General features: G+C 59.9%; 13 protein-coding genes and 1 pseudogene. 4 read left to right on the top strand and 10 right to left on the bottom strand.

Translation table 11 applies throughout. The features are described from left to right. The 3 genes from HMPREF2896_RS12210 to HMPREF2896_RS12205 all read right to left on the bottom strand — a co-directional run. Nucleotides 1–491, bottom strand: a 491-nt coding sequence (locus HMPREF2896_RS12210) for a recombinase family protein (protein WP_083311501.1), incomplete at its 3' end; no start/stop codon positions are given. Then, nucleotides 491–613 (bottom strand): hypothetical protein, encoded by a 123-nt coding sequence (locus tag HMPREF2896_RS13155; RefSeq protein ID WP_256375601.1) that lies wholly within the window; start codon nt 611–613, stop codon nt 491–493. The genes HMPREF2896_RS12210 and HMPREF2896_RS13155, both read right to left, overlap by 1 nt. 104 nt (nt 614–717) lie before the next feature. After that, nucleotides 718–1,470, bottom strand: a complete 753-nt coding sequence (locus HMPREF2896_RS12205; protein ID WP_232755700.1) for a hypothetical protein — start codon at nt 1,468–1,470, stop codon at nt 718–720. A 73-nt stretch (nt 1,471–1,543) separates the two neighbouring features. Here HMPREF2896_RS12205 and HMPREF2896_RS12200 point away from each other — a divergent pair, with 73 nt between their 5' ends. Both HMPREF2896_RS12200 and HMPREF2896_RS12195 read left to right on the top strand, forming a co-directional pair. Continuing rightward, complete coding sequence (locus HMPREF2896_RS12200) at nt 1,544–1,972, top strand: hypothetical protein (RefSeq protein WP_070719639.1); 429 nt, start codon at nt 1,544–1,546, stop codon at nt 1,970–1,972. 400 nt (nt 1,973–2,372) lie between these two features. Then, nucleotides 2,373–2,849: a PspC domain-containing protein gene (locus HMPREF2896_RS12195; RefSeq protein WP_070516662.1), complete on the top strand. Its 477-nt coding sequence runs from the start codon at nt 2,373–2,375 to the stop codon at nt 2,847–2,849. A gap of 173 nt (nt 2,850–3,022) precedes the next feature. Here the strand turns inward: HMPREF2896_RS12195 and guaA are convergent, their stop codons facing one another. Then, nucleotides 3,023–4,627 (bottom strand): glutamine-hydrolyzing GMP synthase, encoded by a 1,605-nt coding sequence (gene guaA / locus HMPREF2896_RS12190; RefSeq protein WP_070516664.1) that lies wholly within the window; start codon nt 4,625–4,627, stop codon nt 3,023–3,025. A 119-nt stretch (nt 4,628–4,746) separates the two neighbouring features. Between guaA and HMPREF2896_RS12185 the strand changes: the two genes are divergently transcribed. Beyond that, a complete protein-coding gene (locus tag HMPREF2896_RS12185) occupies nt 4,747–5,433 on the top strand; it encodes a metal-dependent transcriptional regulator (protein WP_070516666.1) in 687 nt (228 codons plus the stop codon). Here the strand turns inward: HMPREF2896_RS12185 and HMPREF2896_RS12180 are convergent. The 4 genes and pseudogenes from HMPREF2896_RS12180 to HMPREF2896_RS13125 form a co-directional block, all read right to left on the bottom strand. Beyond that, entirely contained in the window at nt 5,383–6,282 is a 900-nt protein-coding gene (locus HMPREF2896_RS12180) for a metal ABC transporter permease (protein WP_070516668.1), read from the bottom strand. The genes HMPREF2896_RS12185 and HMPREF2896_RS12180 overlap by 51 nt on opposite strands. Next, nucleotides 6,279–7,052 carry a metal ABC transporter ATP-binding protein gene (locus tag HMPREF2896_RS12175; protein WP_070516670.1) on the bottom strand — a complete coding sequence of 258 codons (774 nt, stop codon included), beginning with the start codon at nt 7,050–7,052 and terminating at the stop codon, nt 6,279–6,281. Before HMPREF2896_RS12175 ends, HMPREF2896_RS12180 begins: the two co-directional genes overlap by 4 nt. Nucleotides 7,053–7,060: 8 nt before the next feature. Beyond that, nucleotides 7,061–7,939, bottom strand: coding sequence for a metal ABC transporter substrate-binding protein (locus tag HMPREF2896_RS12170; protein WP_232745304.1), 879 nt, complete (start codon nt 7,937–7,939; stop codon nt 7,061–7,063). A gap of 273 nt (nt 7,940–8,212) precedes the next feature. Next, nucleotides 8,213–8,356 (bottom strand): annotated as a pseudogene (locus HMPREF2896_RS13125) (GuaB3 family IMP dehydrogenase-related protein); the annotation flags it as partial. 88 nt (nt 8,357–8,444) lie between these two features. On the opposite strand from HMPREF2896_RS13125, the gene HMPREF2896_RS12165 reads away from it, so the two are divergent. Further along, on the top strand, nt 8,445–9,779 hold the full coding sequence (locus HMPREF2896_RS12165; protein ID WP_070533096.1) for a coiled-coil domain-containing protein: 1,335 nt from the start codon (nt 8,445–8,447) through the stop codon (nt 9,777–9,779). A gap of 617 nt (nt 9,780–10,396) precedes the next feature. Here the strand turns inward: HMPREF2896_RS12165 and HMPREF2896_RS12160 are convergent. Together HMPREF2896_RS12160 and HMPREF2896_RS12905 are read right to left on the bottom strand one after the other, a co-directional pair. Continuing rightward, the gene (locus HMPREF2896_RS12160) at nt 10,397–10,813 is read right to left on the bottom strand and encodes a single-stranded DNA-binding protein (protein ID WP_070516677.1); all 417 of its coding nucleotides are present in this window, start codon (nt 10,811–10,813) and stop codon (nt 10,397–10,399) included. An 85-nt stretch (nt 10,814–10,898) separates the two neighbouring features. Beyond that, a complete protein-coding gene (locus HMPREF2896_RS12905; RefSeq protein ID WP_158011595.1) occupies nt 10,899–11,042 on the bottom strand; it encodes a hypothetical protein in 144 nt (47 codons plus the stop codon). Nucleotides 11,043–11,210 lie beyond the last annotated feature (168 nt).

Here is an 11,210-nt window from a genome sequence, read left to right as displayed (position 1 = left end):
CTACGTGTCCACGATTTGCGGGCAACCCCAACCTGGGCTTGCTCGTTAGTGAGCTTCGGTTTCGGCCCGGCGACCCTGCCCTGGGCGCGGGCGTGCGCTACGCCTTCACGGGTGCGCTGGATCAGCAGGTCTCTTTCCCACTCAGCGAGAGAGGCCATGACGTTAATGACCACTTTGTCAGCAGGACGCGACGTGTCCAGCGCGGGTTCGAGCACTTTCACGTTGATATCACGTTCCGCCAAGTCAGCGATAGTATTCACCGTCTCAGCGAGGCTGCGACCAAGACGGTCGAGCCTGGTCACAACCAGCGTGTCGTCGGGGCGCATATACGCCAGCGCGTCATCAAGGCCGGGGCGCTGCCACTTCGTGCCCGAGATCGTATCTGTGTAGATGTGGTTTTCATCGCAGCCAGCGTCGATGAGCGCCTCACGCTGGGTGTCGAGAGACTGCCCTTGTTTCGACGTGGAGACACGTGCGTAGCCGATGAGCATTAAACATCCACCCCGTCAGCAAGCGCAGCTGAAAACGGCAACCCCTTCATGAAGCGCTCCATGTAGTCCCAGTTAGGGTCGCCGGTTGGTGTAGCTGGTAGCCGAATAGTCGTCTTCTTCATACGAGTGAGATTCCATTTGTACCCGTATGAAAAACGCCATTTTTCGAATCGGATCGCCGTCACAAGAAACAGTCCTTGCCAGACTGAAATCGATTGACGCGGGATTAAGGCGTTGACGCTTCCACAGCAGCCTGCCCCACAGTGATGCTTGCCGACGCCGGACGCCCACCCTTCGACTGCGCCCGCACCCGAATATCCACACCAGTAATGCGGCCCGTACCACGACCAATGCCATGAAAAGCCTGAATATCGCCCGTGACAGTCAGCGCAGGAGACGGCACCGTTGCGCCAACCATCATCAGTGCTGCCCGACCTTTGCGCAGCTTGCCCAACAGTGGACGGCACCGCACCGGAGAGAGAGCAAGCGCCACTGGCGAGCGATACACAACCAAGTCCAGCCCCTCCGTGAGCACCGCGGCAACACCCAAAGGGTCCACCCCTGGATCCGGCACAGCGATAATGCGGCCCAGATACTTCGGGTCAATTCCGGCATAAGACAATTCCGGCCACCCCACCACACCGGCGTGACCACCTGCTTCCACAACGTGGAGAAGCATCTCCGCAACCAGCGCCGGTGTATCGCTCATATGTGTGACAGCATGGCGCGGTAGACCACCGCCAGGAAGCAGAAATCGAAACTGCTCACCGAGCGAAACCACATCTTCGCTGCCTGTGATCTTCTGTGCGAAGCCGGTACCATCCCCATCACCACCAGGGACAGCACCGCCGATCTGCGCCATTTTGGAGCGGAGCTGGGCGATCTGTTCAGCGTGCGCAGAACCACTGGAGCCCGTCGATACCGTCGATGCCGCCAGGTCCACCTCCGCGACCGTCTTGCGAACACTTGTTCCACTCACGGAAGCTGATTATGCTCCGCGGGCGAACCAAGGTCAATTGAAATTATCGAACATATTTTCTATCGCAGGTCATATGGTAGCGTCCACCTCCATATACGCCTACGACGTCCGCACCCGGACCACCCCAATCCCCACTCCGCTCATCGTCAGAGTCATGGGAACTGTGGGCGTCGCCGGATCCATCGCAGTCATGGTCTCCCAGCTCGCGCTCGGCCCCAAACTCCTCATCGCGCTCGGATGCGTTGCCCTTGCTGTCGCCATCACTTTGCTCCACCCCTACCGGGGCGAGATGAGGGCATTCGCGGAAGAGAAGCGGGTAAGTACGGTGCCGTCGATAAGCATGCTCGTGCCGTTAATGCTTTGGTGGCTGGCGCTCATGCTCGCACCTCTCGCGCAATGGCCAGCCTGGGGAGTCACGCTCACATTCGCGCTCGTTGCTGGCGCTGCGTGGGTACTGTACCCGCATGTCGACGGCTCCCGTCGCCTCGCATACGCCGACTAGCAACGCACGCTGGCTAGCAACGCACGCCGACTAGCAACGCACGCTGGCTAGCAGCGCTCCCCGACTAGTAGTTCTCGCCGACTAGTAGTTCTTGCTGCGTTGCACGAAACCTGAATCCACAGGCCCTGGATAAGCTAATCCAGGGCCTTAAGTGCACAAACCAGTACACAAGCAGTGCCGATATTCAGGTTTTAGGAAGAAACCTGAAATCACAACGAGGCTACTCGACGCGCTGACGAAGATCGAAGGCGGCGAAACCTCCCTGAACAGGGACTTCAAAGAGGCCAGCGGCATTGTCTACGCCAGCGAATTCAGGTTTCATGCAAGGATCTCTCGATCCTCCCCCTAGACCCGTGCCATTTAGCCAGCGAGCTTTGCCCGCCAAATGCATACTTGAGCCATGGACACCAACAGCTCGTTTCAGGCCATGTGGGACACGCGCCCGCCACGGATCCCCAAAGAACAAGGTGGCAACCCACTAGTCGGTGGCATCTGTGAGGGCATCGGTGCGCGTTATAACGTCGATGTGACCTTCGTCCGCGTCGTTTTTGCTGTGCTGGCGCTCATCATCGGCGGCGGCATTTTCCTGTACCTGCTGTGCTGGTTCACCATGCCGCGTTTTGGCACGCAGACATCCCCCGCACAGGCGATCTTCACACCGAAAGAACGTCTGAGTCCTGTTGTGCTCAGAGACCGCAGCACAGGCTGGCTGTTGTTGATCGGATTGCTGATCTTCTTCCCGTCCGTCACGCTGGGCACGGATCCCAGGGCAGTATTAGCGCCGCTGGCAGGAATCTTCACCGGGTTTGTCGCGTGGTGGCTTCTGCATCAGCGCACGCCAACGCCGCCACCTTCGCTTGGAGTGCATTACAAATAAAACGAGTGGATCTCGATTACATCGGGGCCTTAGCTTCGCTCCAAAAGCCCAGGTAAAAATTCTCACCTGAGGCAGCTATGTAATCGAGATCCACTGACTATTTAGCATCAACTATTTAGCACTAACTATTTAGCGCTGGCACTTAAATCCTGGGTGTCAGCGCTAAAAGCTGGTTACTCCCACTCGATCGTGGCTGGCGGCTTGGACGTGATGTCCAGCACGACGCGGTTGACGTCCTCAACCTCATTGGTGATGCGGGTGGAAATGGTCTCCAGCACCTCGTACGGGATGCGGACCCAGTCAGCGGTCATGGCATCCTCGGAAGCAACTGGACGCAGGACGATCGGGTGGCCGTAGGTGCGGCCGTCGCCTTGGACGCCGACGGAGCGAACGTCGGCAAGCAGGACGACCGGGCACTGCCAGATCTGGTCGTCGAGGCCAGCCTTGGTTAGCTCCTCACGAGCGATCGCATCGGCTGCGCGAAGGGTTTCCAGGCGCTCCTCAGTAACCTCACCGATGATGCGAATACCCAGGCCAGGGCCCGGGAAAGGTTGACGGTTCACGATCACCTCGGGCAGGCCGAGTTCACGGCCAACGGCGCGGACCTCGTCCTTGAACAGCAGGCGGAGGGGTTCGACGAGTTCGAATTCGACATCGTCAGGCAGGCCACCGACGTTGTGGTGGCTCTTGATGTTGGCGGTGCCGGATCCGCCGCCGGACTCGACAACGTCCGGGTACAGGGTGCCCTGAACGAGGAAGTCGACGGGTGCGTCGTCACCAGATTCGGTGAGCACACCAGCAACGGCACGCTCAAAGGAGCGGATGAATTCTGCACCGATAGCCTTGCGCTTGGCTTCCGGCTCGGTGACACCAGCGAGCTTGCCCAGGAAGGCTTCGCGCTCGTCGACGGTGACCAGCTTCGCGCCTGTAGCAGCCACGAAGTCGGTCTCGACCTGCTCGCGCTCGCCCTGACGCAGCAGGCCGTGGTCGACGAAGACACAGGTGAGTCGGTCACCGATTGCGCGCTGGACCAGTGCAGCAGCGACAGCGGAGTCCACGCCGCCGGACAGGCCGCAGATGGCGCGGCCGTTGGGGCCGACTTGTTGCTTGACTGCGTCGATAAGCTGTTCCGCAATATTGGAGGCGGTCCAGGTCTGCTCGAGGCCTGCGATCTCGGTGAGGAAGCGCGTGAGCACCTCTTGGCCGTGCGGCGAGTGCATGACCTCCGGGTGGTACTGGACGCCGGCCATGCATAGATCAGCGTTTTCGAATGCGGCGACTGGTGCGCCTTCCGATGAAGCGGTGACCTCGAAGCCAGCTGGTGCCTCGGTGACGGAATCGCCGTGGCTCATCCATACCGGGTGGTTGGTCTGCAGGCCGTGGTGAAGTACGCCGCCGCGCACGTTCATTGCGGTGCGACCGTACTCGCGGGAGCCGGTCTTGGCCACGGTGCCGCCGAGCGCCTGAGTCATCACCTGGAAGCCGTAGCAAATGCCGAAGGTGGGCAGCCCCAGCTCGAAAATTGCCGGGTCGAGCTGCGGAGCACCGTCCTCGTAGACGGATGAGGGACCACCGGAGAGCACGAGAGCCACCGGGTCCTTGGCTTTCAATTCTTCTGCGGAAATCGTGTGCGGAACGACCTCCGAATAGATCCGGGCCTCACGCACGCGTCGTGCGATGAGCTGCGCATATTGCGCGCCGAAGTCCACGACGAGGACGGGGCGCGGGTGAGCGTTTGCGGGTGGGGTCTGCTCTGGTGCATTCGAGGTGGTAGTCACGGATTCAGAGTCTAACTCATGGCCTGGATAGACTGAACAGTCGCGACTGTGCAGGGCGGATTAGCGGTTCAGGGCGGCGTCGATAAGCGTGCTCCCGGAAGGTAAGTAGAGTTGAACGCATGTCGGTGAGCGAATTATCCACTTCGACCCAGAACTATTTGAAGGTCATCTGGAGTCTCACGGAATGGTCAGCGGAACCCGTGACGGCAACCCTGATTTCGAAGCAGACGGGGCTGCGGATGTCGTCGGTCTCGGATGCTGTGCGCAAGCTCGCCGCACAGGGGTTGATCGTGCACGCCCCGTACGGCTCGGTGGAATTGACCGAGAAGGGCCGCGGGTACGCAGTGGACATGATTCGGCGCCACCGGCTCATCGAGACGTTCTTGGTGGAGACTCTCGGGTACACGTGGGACGAAGTGCACGATGAAGCGGAGCACTTAGAGCACGCAGTCTCTGACTACCTGGTGGACAGGCTGGACAAGCTGCTCGGCCACCCCACCCGCGACCCGCACGGGGATCCGATCCCGACCGCCGACGGTACGGTGCCCGCTTTGGACGCATGCCGCCTCACGGATGCTGGGGCGGGCGCCGGTGCAGCGGGGACGACGGTCACTGTCGAGCGGATCTCCGATTCGGACCCGACCCTGCTGAAGTTTTTCGAGGAGAATGGCATCGTTGTCGGCGCCGTCCTCACGGTCACTGAAGGCGCACCGTTTTCCGAGTCGCTCGATGTGAAGGTGGACGGGGCAAAGAACTCAGTTCCGCTCGGCCGCACCGCTACCGATGCGCTGTTCGTCTCCAATTAGCCGTGCCGTTCCGCCCCGGCGCGCACGCGCTGTGACGATCCCTTGGCTCGGGCTGAACAGGTACACCAGCAGGAATGCGATCCCCTGCGCCATGACCACGAGTCCGCCAGGCGAAGCGTCGAGGTAGTAGCTCGCGTACAGCCCCGCGACGGAGCATACGGTGGCCACCGCAGGAGCGATCAGCAGCATGCGGCCGAAACTGTCGGTCAAAAGGTGCGCGGTCGCACCCGGAATGATCAGCATCGCCACCACGAGGATCACCCCGACGGCTTGCAGCCCCACCACGCAGGTGAGCGCGAGCAGGGCGAGCAACACTGCCCCAATCAGCTTCGGCCACAGACCAATCGCGTGAGCATGCACGGGATCGAAAGCGAAAAGCGTGAAATCGCGGCGCTTGAGCACGAGCACGGCCAGCGTGGCCACGCCCAAAACGAGGATCTGCACGAGATCAGCTTTGGAGACGCCGAGCAGGTTACCGAAGATAATGTGATTGAGGTCGGTGTGCGAGGGCGTGACGGAGATGAGCACGAGCCCGAACGCGAAGAGCGTCGTGAAGACGATTCCGATCGCAGCGTCTTCTTTGACCCGGCTCGTATCACGCACGACACCGATCAATCCCACGGCGAGGAAGCCGAAGACCACTGCCCCGAGAGCGAAGGGAACGCCCGCGATATACGCCAGCACCACGCCGGGGAACACTGCGTGGGACACGGCATCGCCCATCAGCGACCAGCCGACGAGGACCAGCCAGCACGACAGCACCGCGCACACGATGGAGGAAATCAGGCTCGTGGCGAACGCGCGGACCATGAAGTCGTAGGCGAACGGGTCGACAAGAAAAGAGATCATCGTTTCATCACATCCAGTCCAAAGGCAGCGGCGAGATTATCGGGTTGCAGGACATCCTTGGGCGAGCCGTGCATGAGCACATGCCGGTTGAGCAGCATCGCTTCATCAGCCAGCTCAGGTAACGCAGGGAGGTCGTGCGTGGACACGAAGACGGTGGCACCGCCGTCTGCAAGCTCGCGGAACAGCCGGGTCATTGTCGCTTCGCTGCGCTTATCGACGCCCGCGAAAGGCTCGTCCAGCAGCATGATCCTCGCCCCCTGGGCAATGCACCGGGCAACAAAGGCGCGTTTCCGCTGGCCGCCGGAAAGTTGACCGATCTGACGTGAGGCATAGTCCGTGAGCTCCACACGCTCGAGTGCATGGTTGACGGCTTCGATATCAGCCCGGCGAGGCCGGCGCGTGAAACCGAGTTGTCCGTAGCGACCCATCATGACCACCTCCCGCACGCTGACCGGGAAATCCCAGTCCACTGCCTCGCGCTGAGGCACGTACCCGAGCACACCGGTGCGGCGGGCAACCGCGGGGTCATCTCCGTTGACGGCGACGGTCCCGGAATCCGGCCGGGTCTGCCCCATGATCGTTTTGAATAGCGTAGATTTCCCGGATCCATTCATTCCGACGAGTCCGCACACGCGTCCCGGCGCAATCTCGAGGGATGCACCGTCGAGCGCGAGCACGCTCCCATAGTGAACGGTGACATCGTGCACGGATATCGCGGGAGTCGCATTCGACGAAACGGCCGCCGCGGCTGATGACGTTTCCTGTTGCACCGTGACACCTACTTCTTACCCGTCAACGCCTGCGTGATCACGTCGGCGTCGTGCTTGATCAAGTCGAGGTAGGTCGGAACCGGACCGTCTTTCTCCGAAAGGGAGTCGACGTACAGAGTGCCGCCGAAGGTGGCGTCGGTTGCATCAACTACCTGCTGCATCGGTGCGTCCGAGACCGTGGACTCGCAGAATACGGCCGGCACGTCGTTCTCCTTGACGAATTCGATGGCACGGGTGATCTGCTGCGGAGTTGCCTCATTCTCGGAGTTCACGGCCCAAATGAACCGTTCCTCCAGACCAGCGTCGCGTGCCATGTAGGAGAATGCGCCCTCGCACGTCACCAGTGCGCGATGCTGCTCAGGCAGGTTCGCCAACTCAGTGACCATGCCGTCCTGGACCTCTTGCAGCTCCTTTTTGTACTGCTCGCCGTTCTGCTTGAAGTCCTCAGCATGGTCCGGATCGAGTTCGCTGAAGGCGGTGACCATATTGTCCACGTACTTCTCCACCTCGACCGGGCTCATCCACGCGTGCGGGTTCGGTTTGCCCGCGCCCTCGTCCTCGGTGATGTCGATCGGGTCCACGCCGTCGCTGACGGTGACGTGGGGCGCGTCGACGTCCTCGACGAATTGCGCGAACCAGTTCTCCAGGTTCAGGCCGTTATCCAGAATGAGGTCGGCATCCGACGCGCGGCGGATATCAGCCGGCGTGGGCTCGTAGCCGTGGATCTCCGCCCCCGGCTTCGTCAAAGAATCCACAGTCAAGTGTTCCCCCGCGACATTCTGGGCGATGTCCTGGATCACAGTGAAAGTGGTCAGCACTTTCGGCTTTCCGCCGTCTGCACGATCCTCCTCCGGCGCGCACGCTGTGAGCGCCGCCGCGAGAATCATCGCCATCATCGCGGCTGCTGCCACGAACAGTGCTGATCGCGACTCCCGCTTTTCCGACCGAACCATTGAGTTTTCCTTTCCTGAAAATGCATTCGCCAAGGCTGTTCCATAAGTTACGCCTAGACGTACTTTTTATTCTGGACAAACTTTAGTCGGACTTACAGGAGAGTCAAGATGAATCGGCTGTGACATACGCCTCACCCCGTAGACATGAAAAACGCCCGGGGGATCATTGAAGTTCCACCGGGCGTTGTCGGCCGCGAAAGTGCGCAGCTAGCTCGAGAGGGTGATATCCACCTTCTGGAAGCTCTTGATATCGGTGTAGCCACACTTCGCCATGACGCGGCGCAGACCGCCGGCGAGGTTGTGCCCACCCCAGGTACTGGTGCTCGGGCCGTGGAGGATGGTCTGCAGGCTCGGGCTGTTGTCGCGGAGGTGCTTCACAACATCCTCGGTAGAAACCGCGTCGTCGAGGCCCCAGCCGAAGCTGAATCCACCGAAATCGATGTGCAAAGAAATCCCGGATTTCTACACCAGTGAGGTGGACGGGCGCGAAGTAAAACGTCCGCGCTATGTCGCACGCGACTACGAGGAAGCGAAACAATACTTCGAAGAGGCAATGCGTTGGCTTGCCGAGAACTTCATCCCCGGCGGCATCGATGCTGTGGCCGGAGGGGATATGAATTTTGACGAGAGCACACCGCATAGCCAGTTCCAGGCCGATAGCTTCTCCCCGAAGCCCGATGATCCGTCAAAGCTCCGCTGTAGGCCAGGTATCGCGTACAACACTGACACCTCGGTCAGGTACAAATCTGGCCCAAAAAAGGGTAAACAGATCTCGGGTAATCAAAAAATGATCGACGCGCAGCGCGGACTCCGTGAACACATGCACGCGCTCGGCTACCCAGTAGAACTGGAAGTCTCCGAACGTCACGATGAATCCCTAAACCTCGACCGCTACACGGAGCAGCAGGATCGTGAACGCGACCTTGCCAACCGCGAGGATGAAGTAGAAGTCAAGCGCCGTTCCGTACACCGCGACATGGACGCGATTGATCGTGACCGCGAGCAAGCAGCAAAAGAACTGGAACAGGCCCAGGCGGACCGTGAAGCAGCGCGAAGTGTACAGGAGAACGCTGAACAGCAGGCTCGCGAGGTTGCAGAGCGTGTGTTGCGTGAAGCACGCGAGAAGGCTGAGCAGGACGTCGAGCAGATCCGTAGCGATGCACAGGCTGCGGCTGAGCAGGCAGTAGGGCTGGCCGAAGCTCAAGCAGATGAGCTGCTGGACCGTGCCGAAGAGGTCAACAGCGCTGCAGAGGCCAAGCTCAAGCGTGCAGAGCAGGAGGCTGAAACGATCCGCAGCGAAGCACGCAAGGAAGCCGAGCGAGACGCAGAAAAGACCCGTAGCGAGGCCACACGAGACGCTGAGAGCACTCGTAGCGAAGCACAACGTGATGCTGTGGCCATCCGCAGCGAGGCCACGCGTGAGCGTGAACAGCTGGCCAACGAACGTGCAGCCCTGGACAGTGAGCGTGAAGCCTTTGACACGGAGAAACGCGCATTCACCGAAAGCCTCGAAGCGCGCCGCGCAGCTGCAGAAGAGGAAGCCGCCATCATTATCGAGGAGGCAACGCAGTCTCTGCAAGAGATTTCCCACGTAGACCGGGTCTTCCTGCATGTCGAACTCGATAACGACCCTGAGATGAAGCAGCGGTATCGGGTTGCTGTTGAGCAGCGTATCCAGCAGGAACGGACCGCCGCACGCCGCCGTGCTCAGGAACGAACCAACAAGCGCCGCCAGCAGCAACAGCGCGACCGCGATGGTGGCATGGAGCTGTAGCAGCTCGCCACACGCCTTGTACGGCCCTGTAGCGGCCTAGCCGGGTGTCGCCGGGGTCAGTGCCCAGAGACAGCGCTAAAACCGCTCTAATTCAGCGAAAATCGAAGAATTAGAGCGGTTGTTTTGTGTAGCGGTAATCCTGTAGTGCTGTGAAATAGCGCGTGTAGTGGCGTGTTTGTTGTGCTGTTGATTGTGTAGTAGAGGTACGTGGCTACAGTGCCGTTAAGTGGACAGTAGATGAGTACGTAGAGAGTGCAGCGAAAGTGCCTGCAGAATGTGATGCAGAGTTACAGCGTCATTTAAGTAGTCAATAAACGTGCTAATGAAATGACATGTAATTTAACTGCGCAGTAAATGTGCCAATGAAGTGGCGCGCCACTACAGGGTGCAGTGAAGTGATTGATCCAGCGGCGTGTAGATGTGTCAGTGCAATGCGCAGCGAAATGGCGTGTTTGTTGCACGGTAAAACAGCGCGTGTCGTGGTGCGTGTATTGCGCTGTGAAATGACGGTGCCCCAGAGCAGGCGCGGTAGCGATCCCCTACCGGACGGCAACGGCGTCATGCGCGGTTTGTACTGAAAAAATAACCCCGCAGGGAATCCCTGCGGGGTGTTGTGGTTAGAACGGCACTTCTTCAGTGTCGTTGGCGGCGGTGCCAGCGCCGTTCTCACGGCGTGCAGCGCGGGCTGCAGACTCTTTCTTCGAGTCGATGAGCTGCACCGTATCGATGCGTGCGATCAGCGGGTAGTGCTTCACGCCATCCTTATCGGTGTAGTTGTCCGTCTTGAGCGAGTAGCTGACCGCGACCCGGTCACCAGCGCCGATGCAGCCGAAGACACCGAGGTTCTTAGCGTCCTGCACGTAGCCGGTGAGTTCCACGATCTCAGACTCCACCTTGCCGGTGTTCTTGTTCTTGAACGTATTACGCGCGTAGACGTTGAGCTTCACGGTAGCGCCGCCGTTTGCGTGCTCAAAGATCTTCGGCTCGCGAGCGGTGTTGCCAACAATGGTGCCGGAGTTGAATGGGTTAGACATGATGATTTCTCCTTTTGAGTGAGTGTGAATTGTCTTTCAATTGTGTGTTTGAGCAGCGGCTTTGCTGCTGCTGAGAAAAGTGCTGTTACAGCACGGCCCAGGGCAGTACTTGCCCTTCTGCTTCCAGGTCGCGTAGCTCTTGGGTTGCACCAGGATCAGCGTCCTCGCCGTCTATGCCGTCGCTCATCAGGTAGAGCAGCTCCAGGTCTTCGTGCGTGTAGTGGTACATGAGTGCCTCCTTGTGGATCGGATATTCAATCCGTTCTTGGAGACAGCTCTGCTGGCTAGAAGTTGCTCCCCTGCTTGTAGAAGATGTGTGTCTTCCCTGGTCATGGCCATGCTGAAAAAGAAAACGGGCCTGACCCCCGGAAAGTAGACACGTCGGGGGTTAGCTATG

Source organism: Corynebacterium sp. HMSC069E04, assembly GCF_001813175.1.
Classification (GTDB): Bacteria; Actinomycetota; Actinomycetes; order Mycobacteriales; family Mycobacteriaceae; genus Corynebacterium; species Corynebacterium aurimucosum.
The sequence above is the reverse complement of the archived record's forward strand: the minus strand, read 5'-3'. Positions and strand labels throughout refer to the sequence as shown.